Annotated in this window: 12 protein-coding genes; 8 read left to right on the forward strand and 4 right to left on the reverse strand. The window is 63.1% G+C overall.

Going from position 1 to position 16142, the window contains the following annotated elements:
* Positions 1–68 precede the first annotated feature (68 nt).
* Positions 69–1655: an amidase gene (locus tag ACWPWT_RS17275; protein ID WP_454280715.1), complete on the forward strand. Its 1587-nt coding sequence runs from the start codon at positions 69–71 to the stop codon at positions 1653–1655.
* Between the two features lie 54 nt (positions 1656–1709).
* Here the strand turns inward: ACWPWT_RS17275 and ACWPWT_RS17280 are convergent, their stop codons facing one another.
* Positions 1710–4856: a TonB-dependent receptor gene (locus ACWPWT_RS17280; RefSeq protein ID WP_454280716.1), complete on the reverse strand. Its 3147-nt coding sequence runs from the start codon at positions 4854–4856 to the stop codon at positions 1710–1712.
* A gap of 56 nt (positions 4857–4912) precedes the next feature.
* On the opposite strand from ACWPWT_RS17280, the gene ACWPWT_RS17285 reads away from it, so the two are divergent.
* Entirely contained in the window at positions 4913–5095 is a 183-nt protein-coding gene (locus ACWPWT_RS17285; protein ID WP_454280717.1) for a hypothetical protein, read from the forward strand.
* 275 nt (positions 5096–5370) lie between these two features.
* Here the strand turns inward: ACWPWT_RS17285 and ACWPWT_RS17290 are convergent, their stop codons facing one another.
* Positions 5371–7305 carry an alpha-glucuronidase family glycosyl hydrolase gene (locus ACWPWT_RS17290; protein WP_454280718.1) on the reverse strand — a complete coding sequence of 645 codons (1935 nt, stop codon included), beginning with the start codon at positions 7303–7305 and terminating at the stop codon, positions 5371–5373.
* Positions 7306–7318: 13 nt separating this feature from the next.
* The gene (locus ACWPWT_RS17295; protein ID WP_454280719.1) at positions 7319–7513 is read right to left on the reverse strand and encodes a hypothetical protein; all 195 of its coding nucleotides are present in this window, start codon (positions 7511–7513) and stop codon (positions 7319–7321) included.
* Positions 7514–7729: 216 nt separating this feature from the next.
* Here ACWPWT_RS17295 and manD point away from each other — a divergent pair, with 216 nt between their 5' ends.
* Both manD and ACWPWT_RS17305 read left to right on the forward strand, forming a co-directional pair.
* On the forward strand, positions 7730–8941 hold the full coding sequence (gene manD / locus ACWPWT_RS17300; RefSeq protein ID WP_454280720.1) for a D-mannonate dehydratase ManD: 1212 nt from the start codon (positions 7730–7732) through the stop codon (positions 8939–8941).
* A gap of 1 nt (position 8942) precedes the next feature.
* Complete coding sequence (locus tag ACWPWT_RS17305) at positions 8943–10262, forward strand: MFS transporter (RefSeq protein ID WP_454280721.1); 1320 nt, start codon at positions 8943–8945, stop codon at positions 10260–10262.
* A 52-nt stretch (positions 10263–10314) separates the two neighbouring features.
* Here the strand turns inward: ACWPWT_RS17305 and ACWPWT_RS17310 are convergent, their stop codons facing one another.
* Positions 10315–12492: a catalase gene (locus tag ACWPWT_RS17310; RefSeq protein WP_454280722.1), complete on the reverse strand. Its 2178-nt coding sequence runs from the start codon at positions 12490–12492 to the stop codon at positions 10315–10317.
* Positions 12493–12669: 177 nt separating this feature from the next.
* Between ACWPWT_RS17310 and ACWPWT_RS17315 the strand changes: the two genes are divergently transcribed.
* Genes ACWPWT_RS17315 through ACWPWT_RS17330 form a run of 4 tightly spaced genes read left to right on the forward strand, consistent with a single transcriptional unit; the run spans position 12670 to position 15924 of the window.
* A complete protein-coding gene (locus tag ACWPWT_RS17315) occupies positions 12670–13716 on the forward strand; it encodes a glycosyltransferase (protein WP_454280723.1) in 1047 nt (348 codons plus the stop codon).
* Positions 13698–14702, forward strand: a complete 1005-nt coding sequence (locus tag ACWPWT_RS17320) for an acyl-CoA dehydrogenase (protein ID WP_454280724.1) — start codon at positions 13698–13700, stop codon at positions 14700–14702. Before ACWPWT_RS17315 ends, ACWPWT_RS17320 begins: the two co-directional genes overlap by 19 nt.
* On the forward strand, positions 14699–15349 hold the full coding sequence (locus ACWPWT_RS17325) for a PIG-L deacetylase family protein (RefSeq protein ID WP_454280725.1): 651 nt from the start codon (positions 14699–14701) through the stop codon (positions 15347–15349). Before ACWPWT_RS17320 ends, ACWPWT_RS17325 begins: the two co-directional genes overlap by 4 nt.
* Positions 15346–15924, forward strand: a complete 579-nt coding sequence (locus ACWPWT_RS17330) for a methyltransferase (protein WP_454280726.1) — start codon at positions 15346–15348, stop codon at positions 15922–15924. Before ACWPWT_RS17325 ends, ACWPWT_RS17330 begins: the two co-directional genes overlap by 4 nt.
* Positions 15925–16142 lie beyond the last annotated feature (218 nt).

The following is a 16142-nucleotide window of genomic DNA, read 5'->3' on the forward strand; positions in this document are numbered from 1 at the left end:
CCCCAATCAATGGCTTGCGCGCCGATCTCCTCGCGATAGCTTGAGGTGACATGACAGAAGGGGGAATTATGCGTGGCTTGATGCTGGGGTTGGCCGTCATGGCGTGCGCGGCGGCTCAGCCGGTCGCGGCGCGATCGGTCAAGGTCGAGGAGGTGTCGATCGACCAGTTGCAGTTGATGATGTCCAATGGTCGCGCCAGCAGCGTCGATATCACCCGCGCCTATCTCGCGCGGATCGCGGCGATGGATCGCAAGGGACCGACATTGCGCAGCGTCATCGCCATCAACCCTGAGGCGCTGGCCCAGGCCCGCGCTCTGGACGCAGAGCGTCGCGAGGGCAGGGTGCGGGGGCCGCTGCATGGCATACCCATCCTGATCAAGGACAATATCGAGACCGCTGACAGAATGGCGACCACGGCCGGAAGTCTCGCGCTGATCGACAATGTCACCGGTCGCGATGCGCCGGTCGTCGCCATGCTGCGTCGGGCCGGGGCGGTCATTCTGGGCAAGACCAACCTTTCCGAATGGGCCAATATTCGCTCGACCCATTCGATGAGCGGCTGGAGCGCGGTCGGTGGGTTGGTCCGCAATCCCTATGGTCTGGATCGCACCGCGTGCGGCTCGTCCTCGGGGTCGGGGGCGGCCATTGCGGCGAGCTTCGCGGTGATCGCGGTCGGCACGGAGACGGATGGGTCGGTGGTCTGTCCCTCCTCGGTCAATGGGCTAGTCGGTTTCAAACCCTCGATCGGCCTTGTCAGCCGCACCCATGTCGTGCCCATCAGCCACAGTCAGGATACCCCCGGCCCCATGGGCCGTAGCGTCCGCGACGTCGCGTTGATGCTGTCGGCCATGGTCGGGAGCGACCCGGCCGATCCGACAACCGTGAAAGCGGCCCCCCGCGATTACACGGCAGGGCTTTCGACCAGCGCGCTGTCCGGAATGCGCGTCGGGGTCATCCGGCCCCAGTCCATGTCGGATATGCTTTCGGCGCGATACGATCAGGCACTGGAAACGCTCAAATCGGCGGGCGCCGTCCTGGTCGAGGTCAGCGTTCCCGAGCTCAAGGGGCTGGGAGAGGCCGAACAGACCGTCTTGATGACCGAACTCAAGGCTGATCTGGACGCTTATCTTGCCACCACGCCTCCGATCGTGAAGACCCGGACGCTGGATCAGGTCATCGCGTTCAACCGTGCCCATGCGGCGGATGAGATGCCGTTCTTCGCGCAGGAACTGTTCGAGCAAGCGGCCAAGACACGGGGCCTTGATGATCCGGCCTATCTCGCGGCCCGGCAGCAATCGCTTCGCCTGGCGGGTAAGGCGGGGGTGGACGCGATGCTGAGGGCGGCGGGCGTACAAATACTGGTCGAGCCGACCTATGATGCCGCCTGGCTGAGCGATCCCATCTATGGCGATCAATATAGCGGGCCGTCGGCATCCGAGCTGCCCGCGGTGGCGGGCTATCCCCATCTGACCGTGCCGATGGGGCTGGTACGTGGCATGCCCGTTGGCCTGTCCTTCATCGCGACGAAGGATGCCGATGCGGTCGTCCTGGGTGCGGGCTATGCCTATGAGCAGCGAGCCAAGGCCCGGCAGGTGCCGCGCTATCTGCCCCAAACCGATGCGGGCAAGGGTCTGGACGGTCGGCAAGCGACATAAATGGTAAAGGCCCCGGCGAAAACCGGGGCCTTTGTTGATCGAGCAGAACCGGCCTTAGAAGGTGCCGCGCAGACCGATCAGGAACTGGCGACCCGGCTTATACTGGGTGAAGGTCGCATTTTCGAACTGGAAGTAGGAGCGCAACGTCGCATTGGTGAAGTTGGCGACATTGATGGTCAGCTGCGGCGCGCCCGGAATGCCGAAGATCTTGTCCAGATCGAACGCCGACGAGAAGTCATAGGTGGTATAGTCGGTCCCGAACAGCGCGGCGGCGGGAATGCCGTTCTGGGCCGCGCCGCTGTTCTGCGATCCCTGACGCGAGGTGGTCGCGACGCGCAGCATCACGCCATTTTTCTCGTAATAGCCCGTGATGTTGTAAGTGAAGGGCGCCACACCGAAAGCGATGGCCGGTCCGTCGCTCCGCTGGTCGACGATCGTGGCGTTGGCGTTGAAGCCGAAGCCGGTGATACCGATGGCGCGGGTCAGGAAGTCGAGCGGCTGAACCCACTGGAATTCCAAGCCGTTGATGGTCAGCTTGTTGGGCACGTTGACCTGCGACGTCACCTGTACCTGCGCCTGGCTGGGCCCGCCACGTGCGTCGATCGCGATCTGCTGCGTCGGGTTCAACGTGTCATAGGTAATGCCGTACTGGCCCAGGTTGGAGAAGGGCACGGTATTAATCGCGGTGGTGGTGAAACCCTCGATCGACTTGCGGAAGGCGTTGAAACTGATGACGCCTTCGCGTCCGGTATAATATTCGAAGCCGAGGTCGAGATTGGTCGACAGATAGGGCGCCAGCGCCGGGTTGCCGATAGACGCCTGATCCGCCGATGGCGCGCCGAAATTGACGCCGGGCAACTGGGCTGAGGGATCGGGCCGGGTCATGGTGCGCGATCCGGCAACGCGCACGACCGCATGCTCGCCGACGTCATAGGCGAACGTCGCGGCGGGCAGCCATTCGGAATAGACGTTCCGCGTTTCAGCGATATTGACGATATTCGGATAGCGGCTGCCATCGGGCAGCGATCCGCCACCGGCCGGCGAATTGCGTGGATCGGGAAGCGAGACGCGACCCGAAATCATCTGAATCGTGTTGACGTAGCGGACGCCGACATTGAAGCGCAGCGTGTTGCCGCCCAGCTCCTGTGCGCCGTTGATCGTCGCGAACGCCGACTTGACGACCTCGCGAATGAAGCCACCGCTGGCTCCGGTATTCGCACCGCCGCTCTCCGGCGCATTGTCGTGGAAATAGTTGTAGTTGCTCGCCGCGGCGAAGGCGGGCCAGTTGACGGTGACGAAGCCGGCAGGCCCCGGCATCAGATAGGTGGGCGCAAGGTTGTTGGGGATCAGCGATCCGCCATAGCTGACCGGACCGCTCATACCCGCGGTCGATCCCGTGCCATATCCCGGATAGGTGGGATAGCCTGCCGGCGCAGCGCCGGGTGCGTTCAGGCCGGTGCAGGGCGGCTGCGAATTGGGAGAGGGGACCGCGACATTCGGATTGTTGCCGCAGACCGCATTTTGCCAATATTGGCTGTTGTCGAAGCCGCGAATGCGGCGCGACGTATCGTCATAGGCGCCACCGACCTTCAGATTGAGCGCGGTGTCGCCCCAGGTCAGGTCGCCGCGGAAACCTTTGTTGATATTCAGGCGGCGCTCGTCCTGCAAATTGACGCGGCTGCCTGCATTCCAGCCGAAATTCTTAGGATCGTTCAGGTCCAGCGCGCTGGTGATCGTCGGAATACCGCCATTGTTGGAATAGGTCACGGTGTTGCCGACGCCCAGCGGCGTGGTCATCCCGACGGTCGGGCTTTCCCGGTGGAAGGTCGAGCGCGCATAATTGCCCTGGAAGTTCAGCTTCAGCTTGTCGTTGATCTCCCATTCCCCGCCCGGATTGACGCTCCAGAGGTGGGTCGTTTCGGTATAGGGGCGAAATTCGTTGAAGAATTGGACGTTGGCGAAGGTGCCGCCGGTGACCGTGCAGCCAGCGCTGCAATCCGCCTTGTCGAAGGTCAGGTTGGTCGGGATGATCGCGCCGTTGCGAACGATCCACGCCATATTCTCTCGCGTCAGTTCGTTCTGCTTATAGCCGTACAGCCCGTCGATATAGAAGCGCAGCGTATCCGACGGCCGATATTCGGCGCTGACGATCGCGTTCACGCGGTCGCGCGGGCCGCGAATGCTGGTAACGCGACCCAGGCGCGGCAACAGTCCGTTGTCGATCTGCTGGATCGTGGCGCCTGGATTGTTGGCCAGCAGAAAGGCCCTGTCGATCGTCGTGCCCGCCACCAGTCCGGCGCCGGCCCCCTGCGGGACCACCGCCGGGATCGTCCAGTTGCCGCCGCCCGTGCTGTTGCAGCCGCTCGTCGCACCGCATTGGGCGGCCGTCAAAGCGGGATTGGTGTAGCCGATCGTCTCGAACCCGCGCGTATCGGTAAAGATGCGCTGCGCCGACACGCCTGCCAGAATGCCGAAGCTTTCGTTCCGCCAGCTTCCAATCAACGAACCGCGCGCGCCGATGCGGTCTTCGGGCGTCTGCTTCGTGCCCTGGATGTTATAGGCGACGAACGATGTCTGGCGATCGAAGGGCCGGGCCGAGCGGAGGTCGATATTGCCCGCAGCACCCCCTTCGAGCAGGTCGGCCGTATAGCTCTTGTTCACGGTCAACTTGGTGAACAGGTCGGTCGGAAAGAAGCTGAGATCGACCGAACGGTCAGTGCCTTGCGCATCGGTCGCGCCCGAGGACGCCACCGCGATCGGAGCGCCGTTCAGCGTGACGTTGGTGAAGTTCGATCCCAGTCCCCGGATGGCGACGTTGGTACCTTCGCCCGTCACATCGCGCGTGATCGTCACGCCCGGAATACGGTTGAAGGACTCGGCGATGTTGGTGTCCGGGAACTTGCCGATATCCTCGGCGAAGATCGAGTCGGTGAAACCGGTCGAGGCGCGCTTGGCGTTGGTCGACTTGGCAAGGCTGGAGCGATAGCCGGTGACGACGATGTCTTCGCTCGTCGTGCCCTGCGTCTGATCCGTCTGGGGCGGGGGGCTGACCGCCGGGCCATTGTCCTGTCCATCGGCTGGGGCCTGTTCCTGCGGCGGGGGAACGGCCTGCGCCAGAGCCGTGGACGCGGTCATCGCGCCGACCGCCGTGGCGCACAGCAAGGCGAAGCGGCGCAGGCGGACGTTGGGCGTCGTTTTCATGGCAAATCCTCTCTGTCGACCCGCTGCCGTTCGTTGCGGCATGCGAGGATATTGGAATGATGATGAAGATGGTCGGGGGCTGCGGCGCTCAGGCGGTCGAGCAGCAACGGCCAAGGGTGGCGCGATGCTCGCAGGATGATCGGGCGGCAGCCATAAGCCCCGAACAGGACGTGGCGCCTGATCGCTTTCGACGCGCTATTGCCTTGGAAACCATTCCGCTTCCCCTCAAGACCGTCTGATGCGGTTTTACTGATAGCGCTATCGATACGCCTATTGGTTAGCAAGTCAAATGCAAATTGGTTAGGCCGGAATGGATGAACAGAAATTCATGGCTTGTGGTTCGTGTCCCACCGCGATTCTCGAAAGGTGGCAACACTTTCCTCAATGATGCCCGCGGCAGTGATAAAATCGAATGCAGATCGGCCCGACCAGATTGGCCAGGCAGCGCCTTTGGCTGCAGTCGAGATCGATCCGGCAATCCATCGCGCCGTTTAATCCGCATCGGCACAACAGCTTAATGGGCTTGTCCAGGCGCATGCGGATACTGCCGTGCTTTGTACCATGCCAGATCATGCTCGGGTGGGCGCACACCCGATGGCAGTGGAAGGTGATTGACCGACATCCAATAGGTCAGGCTGGCATCGCGCCACCATTGGGCTTCACGATTCTGGATGGCGAGATAGGTCGCCGTTTTCTGCCACCGCTCGGCATCGATCTTGTCCCGCAGGCCGCCCCATTGCTTCTGCATGTTCGCAACATAGGCAACGCCGCGATCATAATGGGCCACCAAATCCTCCCACAGAGACCGCCCGTCCGCCATGCGGTACGTCCACGGCAGATGATGGAACCATAGCAGCATCGACTCTGGCGTCGTTCCCGGCTTGGCAAATGTCCGGGCAACCGGACCGGCATATTGTCCGACGGCGTTGCTGCCCGACGCGGTACGGTCGAACCCGATCCCGGCGGCATCGGCACGGTGATAATAAACGGGGTTCCATTCCGGACGAGCCAGTTCGGAAACCCAGGGCCCGGGACCATAATGATGGCCGGTCGCCATCAGATGCGCCAGCCCCAAAGCGCCGGTATAGTCCACCACCGCCTCACGCGATCCCATCATCATCGTGGTGACCGTATCGATCACCTGGCGGTCCGGGCCGAAGGTCTGCGCGGCCCAGTCGCGCGCGATTGCCTCCGCAGAAAGGTCAGGATCCCAGGCAAGGCGGCCAAAGGCGTACCAGTTCGCCTGGTTAAAGGTCGATCCGCTCCAATCGCGATCGCGCCCGATATTGGCGACGCCTGCCATACCGGTAAGCTTATGGTGTTCCGCCTCGCCGTCGACCACATCGGCCACCGTCTCTCCAGGACGGTGGCCCGTCCTGGCGTCCAGGACCTCGGTGAACAACGGCCCGAGATACGCCAGATGCGTCGCGAAGCCGAGATATTCCTTGGTGATCTGGAATTCGATCATCAGCGGCGTGCGGGGCATCGCGCCGAACAGCGGGTGGAATGGCTCGCGAGGTTGGAAGTCGATCGCGCCGTTCTTCACCTGTACTAGGACATTGTCGGCGAATTTGCCATCAAGCGGTTTGAACTCGGAATAGGCTTGCTTGGCACGATCCTCCGGATCGGTTTCCGCATAGACGAAGGCCCGCCACATCACGATGCCGCCATGGTCGCGCACCGCAGCGGCCAGCATGTTGGCACCATCCGCATGGCTGGCGCCATAATCGCGAGGGCCCGGCTGCCCCTCGCTATTGGCCTTGACCAGAAAGCCGCCAAAGTCGGGTATGGCACGGTAGATTTCGTCCGCCTTGGCCCGCCACCATGCCGCAACTGCGGGATCACGCGGGTCGGCTGTCTTTAGTCCGCCAAGTTCGATCGGGGCCGAAAACCGGACCGACAGATAGACGCGAATGCCCCAGGGGCGGAATATATCGGCCAACGCCGCCGCCTTGGCGATATAGGGTGCGGTCAGGCTGTCGGCCTTTGCGTTGACGTTGTTCAGGACCGTGCCATTGATCCCGATCGACGCATTGGCGCGCGCACAGTCGGTGTAACGAGGATCGCGAAAATCGGGGAGCGTCCACCAGTCCCAGAGCGACTGCCCCGCATAGCCGCGCTCGACCGAACCATCCAGATTGTCCCAATGGTTGAGGACGCGCAGTTTGACCTTGGGGCTGGATCGCAGGTCGATCGAAGCAGCGGAACCGCCGGTGTTCAGGTGACGGATCAACGCGAAAGCGCCGTAAAGTGTGCCCCGATCGCTATTCCCCGCAACGAGTATCACCTTCCGCCCATCGAGTGTCACGCTGCGGATGAGATAGCCTTCATCTCCCAGCCCCTTAAAGTTCAGGCCTAGCATTTTAAGGTAGGGGCTGGAGGCGGTAGCGACGACGACCGGCGGCGCGTCGGGTGAGAGCGCACGGCGAAGTTCACGCTCCGCGAGCATCAGCGTGGCGGAGTCACCTAACCGGTTTGCATTTATCTGTCGGACCGATGAAGCGGCTGGCTTCAGCCAAAGCGCATAACCATCCTCCGCCAATGCGGGAAATGGCGCCGTCATCAGCGGGATAGACAGAGCCTTCAACCATATGCGCACCCTGTTCATGCCATTCTCTCCCGATGTGCCGCCAATTGACAAGGCCGCGCTTGGCCATCAGGGTACCGCTATCAGACCAATTGGCAAGTCGATTAAACGGCTTTTGGACAGAGGAGGGGTGCCATGGCCCGCAGACCGGATACTGCTCACGCGGCAGTTGCGCTGGTAGTGCCCGAACCTGCGCGCGTATCGGCTCCTCATTCCGATTGGACCGGTAATTCGGCGGATCGCGCCCCGCGATCGATCGCTTTCGACTTCGTCTAAAGGACCCCGCATGCCCAAGATCATCGCCGCCCGCCTGATCGTCACGTCGCCGGGCCGCAATTTCGTCACACTGAAGATCGAATGCGACGACGGTACGTTCGGGCTGGGTGATGCGACCCTCAACGGGCGCGAACTCGCGGTGGCGAGCTATCTGGAGGACCATGTCCTACCGTGCCTGATCGGGCGCGACGCGCATCGGATCGAGGATATCTGGCAGTATCTCTACAAGGGTGCCTATTGGCGTCGCGGCCCCGTGACCATGACCGCGATCGCGGCCGTCGACATGGCGCTGTGGGACATCAAGGGCAAGGTCGCGGGCCTCCCCGTCTATCAGTTGCTGGGGGGTGCCGCGCGTGACGGATGCCTGGTCTATTGTCATGCAAACGGCACCACGATCGAGGACACGATTGCCACGGCGATCCGACACCGCGACGAAGGGTATCGTGCGATCCGTCTGCAATGCGGCGTGCCTGGCCTGGCGTCGACCTATGGTGTCGCCAAGTCGGGGCAGCGCTACGAGCCGGCCGACGCCGATCTGCCGAGCGAAAGTGTCTGGGCGACCGAAAAATATCTGCGGATCGTCCCGGAGCTCTTCGCCGCCGCGCGTGAGGCCTTGGGGTGGGACGTCCATCTGCTGCACGACGTGCACCACCGCCTCACGCCGATCGAGGCGGGGCGGCTCGGCAAAGACCTGGAGCCCTATCGCCCCTTCTGGATCGAGGATGCCACACCAGCGGAAAATCAGGACTCCTTCCGCCTGATCCGCCAGCATACGACGACGCCGATCGCCGTTGGGGAGGTGTTCAATTCGATCTGGGACGCCAAGCATCTGATCGAAAATCAGTTGATCGATTATATTCGCGCCACGGTCGTCCATGCGGGGGGCATTACCCATTTGCGGCGGATCGCGGGGCTTGCCGACCTGTATCAGGTGCGTACCGGCTGTCACGGCGCGACCGATCTGTCGCCCGTGACCATGGCGGCCGCGCTGCACTTCGGCCTGTCGGTGCCGAACTTCGGCATTCAGGAGCATATGCCCCACACGGACGAGACCGATGCGGTCTTCCCGCATCATTATCGGTTCGAGGATGGCATGATGCATCCCGGCGATGCGCCCGGCCTGGGTGTCGCAATCGACGAGGAACTGGCGGCGACCTATCCCTATAAACGGGCCTATCTGCCGGTGAACCGGCTTGAGGATGGTACGCTGTGGAGTTGGTAAGATGAGCGACCTGACCCAAGCCGCCGCGACCGCGCCAGAAACTGCCGTCCACGCCGTTCCGCCGCCACGCGGCCGGATCCGTTGGGTCATTTGCGGCCTGCTCTTCGCGGCGGTCGTGCTCAGCTATATCGACCGGTTGGTGTTGGGCGTGCTCAAGCCGCAGCTGACCGCGCTCTACGGCTGGACCAATAGCGGCTATGGCGACATCACCGGCTATTTTCAGGTCGCCTATGGCTTAGGTTTTCTGTTGTTCGGCTGGCTGATCGACCGGATCGGGCCGCGTGCCGGTTATCTGCTTGCGATGGGCGCATGGACGGTCGGGCATTTCGCCCAGACACTCGTCACCTCGACCACTGGGTTCGCGCTGGCTCGCATCCCGCTGGCCTTTGGCGAGGCGGGGACATTTCCGTCCGCTCTCGCCGCCGCATCGCAATGGTTTCCGAAGAAGGAGCGGGCGCTGGCGATCGGCATCTTCAATGCCGGCGCCAATGTCGGTGCGGTGGTCACGCCGCTTCTCGTGGGCTTCCTCATCGCCGATATGGTGCTCGACTGGCGCTGGGCGTTCATCATCACCGGGCTCTTCAACCTCATCTGGCTAACGGCATGGTGGCGGCTCTATCATCCCCCTCACGCGCATCCGCGGATCACGCCGGAGGAACGCGCCTGGATCGAAGCCGAGCCGGTCGAAACGTCGGGTCGCGCGGGCTTTCTGACGGTGATGCGCCACCGCGAATCCTGGTCCTATATGACGGGCCGCTTCCTGATCGATCCTGTCTGGTGGACGTTCCTGTTCTGGCTGCCGGACTTTTTCCATAGCCGCTATGGCTATGACCTGAAGAGTTTCGGACCGCCGCTAGTCGCCATCTATATCATGGCCGATGTCGGGGCGATCGTCGGTGGCTGGTATTCGTCGCGCCTGCTCAAGCGCGGGGCCGAGACGGGGTGGGCCCGCAAGCGCGCGATGTTCGCCTGCGCTTTGTTCGCCCTCCCGGTCATGTTCGCCGCACAGGCGAGCAGCATCTGGATCGCCGTGGCAATGATCGGCCTGGCCTGTGCCGCGCATCAGGGCTTCTCGACCAATCTCTTTGCTCTGCCGGGCGATCAGTTTCCGCGCTACGCCCAAGGCACGCTAATTGGCCTGGGTGGCTTTGCCGGGGCGACGGGCGGGTTCATCGCGTCCAAGGCTTTGGGCGTGCTCCTCGACCGCGTGGGGAGCTATCAGCCTTTCTTCATCGCGTGCGGCGTCGCCTATCTCTTCGCACTGCTGGTCTTCCAGCTGCTCAATCCCCGTTATCGCAATGTGCAGATAGCGGACAAGTAACGTCCTTTCGATGGGATGCGATCCCGGTCCGATGACCGGGATCGCAGTGACGTCAGGCCTTTAGCGAGGCGGCATCGAGATCGACTTCCAATTCGCGCGCCCAGAAGCGCAATTCGCGGCATTGCGTAACGAAAGTCTTCGCGTCGTTGGACTTGGCGAGCGGCACGAAGCCGTCATCGCGGTCCTTGACCCCGGCCGCATCGAACAGACTGTCCGCATCCGCCGTGTGACCGATGAACTTGCAATGCGCAAAGGCGTCGGCCACAAAGTCCTTCGCCGTGGCATCCTTCGCCAGCATCGCGGCGCCTTGCGCCGATGGCAGGACCGCGACCGCATCATAGAGGACCGAGGGACCGCCATCGATCTTCTGCTTGGCGGCGACCTTGGTCCCGTCGTCGAGGGTCACGCCACCGATCTTGGGCGCGACGACCTCCCACAAGCCGCCCTCGGCGTCGAGCGCCTTGGTCAGCCCCTTGAATAGGTCCGCGCTGGCACCATCGGTTAGCAAAAGGCCCATCTTGCGACCCGCAAAGCTTTTCGGACCATTGGCCAGGATGCTAAGCTTCGGCGACGCCGACAGGTTCAGCGTCGGCTTGGCCGCCTTGGCCGGTTCGGGCAGCTCAAGCCCCAGCCCGTCCGCCACCGTCGCCGCCAGACCCTCGTCAATCAGGCGGAGGTGCGACACCGCGCGTGCCCGGATGTCGACGCGCTCGACCTTCGACAGTTCGAATACCAGGGCGTCGCCGATATGCTTCTGCTCGATCGGCACCTGGCTGACGAAGAATTGACGCGCCTGGCTATAATGGTCGGAGAATGTCTCCGCCCGGATGCGCTGCTTGGTTCCCCGAACCTCGGCCGGGTAACTGCGGTAACCGGCCGTCGGGTTCTCGCGTGGGCCACCTTCGGGGCCCCAGCTGTTCGGCTCGTAATTGGCGCGGCCCTTGGGATTGCGCATCGCCATATGGCCGTCCTGCTGGAAATTCATGACCGGGCAGCGCGGGGCATTGACCGGGATATGCGTGAAATTCGGCCCGCCCAGCCGCTTGAGCTGCGTGTCCAGATAGGAAAAGTTACGCCCATGCAGAAGCGGATCGTCCGAGAAGTCGATGCCGGGCACCACATTCTGCGTGCAGAAAGCCACCTGCTCCGTCGCCGCGAAGAAATTGTCGACATTGCGGTTGAGGGTCAGTGTGCCGATGATGCGGACGGGCACATCCTCTTCGGGGATCAGCTTGGTCGAATCGAGATGATCGAAGGGGAGGCGATCGGCCGTCTCCTGGTCGAACAACTGTACGCCCAAATCCCATTGCGGGAAATCGCCGGCCTCGATCGCCTGCCACAGGTCGCGACGGTGGAAGTCAGGATCGGCCCCGTTGATCTTGACCGCCTCGTTCCACAGAACCGACTGCAAGCCCTGTCGCGGCTTCCAGTGGAACTTCACGAACGTCGACTTCCCCTCGGCATTGACCAGTCGGAAGCTGTGGACGCCGAAGCCTTCCATCGTGCGGAACGAGCGGGGGATGGTCCGGTCCGACATCTGCCACATGACCATATGCCACGCTTCGGGGGTCAGGCTGGCGAAGTCCCAGTAATTGTCATGGGCCGACTGGGCTTGCGGGAACGCACGGTCCGGCTCCTGCTTTACCGCGTGGACCAGGTCGGGGAACTTGATCGGGTCCTGGATGAAGAAGACCGGGATATTGTTGCCGACAATGTCCCAATTGCCCTCCTTGGTGTAGAACTTGACCGCGAAGCCGCGCACGTCCCGGGCAAGGTCCATCGATCCCTTGTTGCCCGCCACGGTCGAGAAGCGGACGAACACCTCCGTCTGCTGCCCGACCTGGCTGAGGACGTCGGCGCGGGTATAGTCGGCCAAGCTGTCGGTCAGTTCGAACACCCCATGCGCGCCATAGCCGCGCGCGTGGACGACGCGCTCCGGAATTCGCTCATGGTCGAAGTGGAAGATTTTCTCGCGCAGGATGAAATCTTCGAGCAGCGTGGGGCCGCGCTCCCCTGCGCGCAGGCTGTTCTGATCGTCGGCGACCGGTACGCCCTGCTGCGTGGTCAGCGTGCGGGCGGGGTCGTCGGTCGTCTGGTGCGTCTCGCCGCCATGACCCTGGGCCTCGGCATAATGGGTCGGCATTTCGGCACCTGCGGGAAGGGGCGGTGCCTTGGCCGGGCTTTCGCCCTTCATCTTGCCCGCATCGCCCTTGCTGGTCTTGGTCGCCATATCGTCGTCTCTCGCTGTTGATCGGATCACATCGTCAACGCGCGGATTGCGAGATCGCCCTACAAGTAAATGATTGATTTTTATCAAGTCGGTTTCACCTGTATTAGCCTAATAATCGATTGATTGATGATGATCAGCCACATGGTTTGTGGTTGGTTGCCTCCGTATAGGCCGCTGGTGCTCGGGAGAACGGACCTGCTCGATACCCTTCCCGTCATTCTGTGCATCCCGGCCCGGAATGAAGAGGCGTCGCTGCCGACCCTGCTCAGCGCCTTGAGCTCACTCGTGGTCGAGGGAGGGCGTCTGACCGTCTGCATCTATCTGGATGATTGTCAGGATCGCAGTGCCACGCTGCTGGATCGAGCGGCTTCGGACCGTTCGTTCCGGCTGTGCGTGACGGCGGGGCAAAGGAGGGACGGCCCCAATGCCGGTGTCGCCCGCCATGCCGCCATGACGATGGCGCTGGACATTCTACAGGGTCGCGAAGCATTGCTGTTCGTGACGGACGCCGACAGCATCCCGCAGCCCGATTGGATTATGGCGGGCCAGAAAGCGCTGGCGGAAGCGGATGTCGTCGCGGGGCGCATCACGCGAAGCGGCGCTCTCGCCGATCCCGAGCAAGGTCGGCTCGAGCGTTATTATGATCGCCTGCATCGCTATCGCCGTCTCCTCGACCCCGTCCCCTGGGAAGCGCGCGATACGCATCACTTCGGCGGCGGCGCCAACATGGCAATGCGCGCCTCGGCCTATCGCGCCGTCGGCGGTTTCAAACCTCTGGCCACCGCCGAGGACGCGACCTTCCTCGACGATGCCGCGCGAGCGGGGCTTCGAGTCCGGCGCGATCGCGCCGTGGTCGTCGAGACCTCCTCCCGCCGCGAGGGGCGAGCGGCGAACGGTCTCGCTGGAGCCTTGCGTGCCCTTGATGCCGGAGAGGATCGGCGCGTCGCTCACCCGGCGGCGGCGGCATGGCAATGGAGCGCACATGCAGCGGCCAGGCAGAGTTTCACGATTATCGACCGAGCCGACATCCGAGCGGCGCTCGGCGATCGACTGGGTCTGACGCCGGATCATGTCCTGGGCGTCGCACGCGATTGTCCCAATGGCGAAGCCTTTGCGATGCGGATTGTTCCCGCATCCCCCATCTACACCGACCTGGTCGGCCTCGCTGAAGCGGAAAATCTGTTGTCCGCGATGGAAAGGCAATCGTGCGAGATCGCGGCATGATCGCGATGGCGCAACTCGTGCGGGATACGATTGAGGCGTCCGGTTGGACCCATAATCCCGCTCGCGACCCGCAAACGGGCGAGGAATATGTCGCCCTGTTGAGGACGCTCTACGAGATCGGGCGCCGCGACCTTCCGCTCGCGCGATTGGTCGAGGGGCATGTCGATGCCATACAGATCGTCTGCCGCCATGGCACAATGCAACAGATCGAGCGACTGCGGGAATTGGTCGCACAGGGTGCAACGCTTGGCGTTTGGAATGCCGGGCTGCCCGGCGAGCCGCTTCGGCTGGACGGCGGGCGGCTGACGGGGGGCAAGAACTATGCGTCGGGAGCAGGCGTGTTGAGCCATGCCTTGGTCACGGCGGACGTTCTCGACGGCGTGCAACTGATATTGCTCGACCTTGCACGAACCAGACCGGAGATGGATCGCGGCTGGTGGCAAGTGACGGGGATGCAGCGGTCCGAAACGCATCGGGTCCGCTGGGACGGGGTGCTGACCGACGAAGAAGATCGAATCGGCATCCCGAACGTCTATGCCCAAGAGCCTTACTTCAGCGGTGGCGCGTTGCGCTTCGTCGCGGTTCATGCCGGTGGCATTGCCGGGATTTTCGACCGGGTGCGCGACCATCTCGTCCAGACCGATCGAGCGTCGGATCCCTTTCAGGCGGCACGGCTCGCCGAGTTGTTCGCGCTGGCCGATGGCGCGGGCGCGGTGGTGCGTCGTGCCGCGACACGCTGGTTCGAGGAGCAGGGCGAAGCACGATTGGCGCGGATCGCCGCAGCCCGCCTCGCCGTGACCGACGCCGCCGAGCGGTCGATCATGATCGCACGAGAGGCCGTGGGTCTCGCCAGCCAGTTCGTCACGCACCCCCTGTCGGCCATGCTCAGCGACCTGGCGGTCTATCTCCGCCAGCCGGTCCCGGACGCACAACGTCTTCGCGTTGGTCGGGCGGTGGAGGGTGGCTTGCTGGCGCCGTCGCTATGAGGTTGGCGATCAAGGGCGTTCGCAGAGCCGTGATCGTCGCGCCGCATCCCGATGACGAGATCATCGGCGCAGCGGCATTGATCCGGACGTTGCGCCGTCAGGGCAGCGACGTGCAGGTCATCATCGTCAGCGATGGTGCCGCGTCGCATCCGGCAAGCGTGTCCTGGCTCCGCAACCGCCTGATCGCGGCACGGCGACGGGAAAGCGGGAATGCGTTGGCGAGGCTGGACGTGATGCGGGGAAACGTCACGTTCCTCAACCTGCCTGACGGTGGACTTCCAGCCAATTTCGACCGTTGCCGGGTGCAGCTTCGACGGGTGCTATCGAGACTCCGGGGCATCGATCTGATCGTCGGTCCCTCACCACATGACGCGCATCCCGATCACCAGGCGGTGGCAGAAGCGCTGAACCGGATTTCGATCACGGCACCCTGCTGGACATATCAGGTTTGGCCTCCGCTACGACATAAGCAGGGCCGTTGCCGAACCATCGTGATGCCGGGCGGAGCGGCGACAAAGCGCTCGCTGATCCGAGCCCATCGTACCCAGTTGGGTGCGATCAAGGATGACCCAAAGGGGTTCGCCATCGCACCCCATGAACTGACCATCTTTGCGCATCCGGTCGAACGCTTTGTGGTAGCTGGATGATGAAAGCGGCCGACTTGAGCAGCTTTGCCGAGAAGTTCGCGACTGACGGCGATCCGTGGTCGACCTTCACCAATCGCGACGAAGCCGTGAAGCGCGCGGCAATCCTCCATGCGCTCGGCCCTGCCCCGATGGGGCGCGTCCTCGAACTGGCGAGCGGCAATGGATCGAACAGCAGTGCCATTGCGCCCAGGGCGCTTCGCCTCGACGCGACGGAGGGCACGGCTGCCGGGACGCGATTGACCGCCAGCGCGATCGCGGCGTGGCCACGAGCGAGAGCGATCGAACTCGCTCTGCCCGCGCGCCTTCCCGCGCGGCCCTATGACGCGATCGTTGTGGCCGAGTTGCTTTATTATCTTTCCCCCTTGGACATGGCGCGCGTCGCGGATTGTGTCGGCAAGGCATTACGGTCGGGCGGGCGACTGGTGCTCGCGCACCACCAGGTCGATTATTATGATTTCGCCCAGCACGCGCGCGGCATCCACGAACGCTTTCTCGAGGAGACCGGATGCGACTGGCGCATCAAGGTCGTTCGACGCTGCGCGCGCTGGATCGTTTCGGTAGCCCGAAAGAAATGATCGACCTCTTGGCACAGGAATAGAGCTGCAACACGGATCCAAACCCGATAATTGGCTGCATCGCGTTCCGTCTGTCGTACCGTCGTTCTTCGTCGCTATCGCGGGCTTGGCGATGCCATATCTGCGAGTCACACGCTGGTCGGAAAGCAGAGCGCAAACGCCATAGCCACGCTCATCGGTTTCGGACGCCATCACGCTAGGATGCGCAAACCGGGATT

It is taken from the genome of Sphingomonas sp. Marseille-Q8236, from assembly GCF_965112005.1.

Excerpts from the sequence above, each read along its gene's own strand:
- ACWPWT_RS17295 (WP_454280719.1), bottom strand. The coding sequence starts at position 7,513 with ATGGCCAAGCGCGGCCTTGTCAATTGGCGGCACATCGGGAGAGAATGG.
- ACWPWT_RS17330 (WP_454280726.1), top strand. The coding sequence starts at position 15,346 with ATGATGAAAGCGGCCGACTTGAGCAGCTTTGCCGAGAAGTTCGCGACT.
- ACWPWT_RS17275 (WP_454280715.1), top strand. The coding sequence starts at position 69 with ATGCGTGGCTTGATGCTGGGGTTGGCCGTCATGGCGTGCGCGGCGGCT.
- ACWPWT_RS17310 (WP_454280722.1), bottom strand. The coding sequence starts at position 12,492 with ATGGCGACCAAGACCAGCAAGGGCGATGCGGGCAAGATGAAGGGCGAA.
- ACWPWT_RS17280 (WP_454280716.1), bottom strand. The coding sequence starts at position 4,856 with ATGAAAACGACGCCCAACGTCCGCCTGCGCCGCTTCGCCTTGCTGTGC.
- manD (WP_454280720.1), top strand. The coding sequence starts at position 7,730 with ATGCCCAAGATCATCGCCGCCCGCCTGATCGTCACGTCGCCGGGCCGC.
- ACWPWT_RS17325 (WP_454280725.1), top strand. The coding sequence starts at position 14,699 with ATGAGGTTGGCGATCAAGGGCGTTCGCAGAGCCGTGATCGTCGCGCCG.
- ACWPWT_RS17290 (WP_454280718.1), bottom strand. The coding sequence starts at position 7,305 with ATGCTCGCGGAGCGTGAACTTCGCCGTGCGCTCTCACCCGACGCGCCG.
- ACWPWT_RS17305 (WP_454280721.1), top strand. The coding sequence starts at position 8,943 with ATGAGCGACCTGACCCAAGCCGCCGCGACCGCGCCAGAAACTGCCGTC.
- ACWPWT_RS17285 (WP_454280717.1), top strand. The coding sequence starts at position 4,913 with ATGATGATGAAGATGGTCGGGGGCTGCGGCGCTCAGGCGGTCGAGCAG.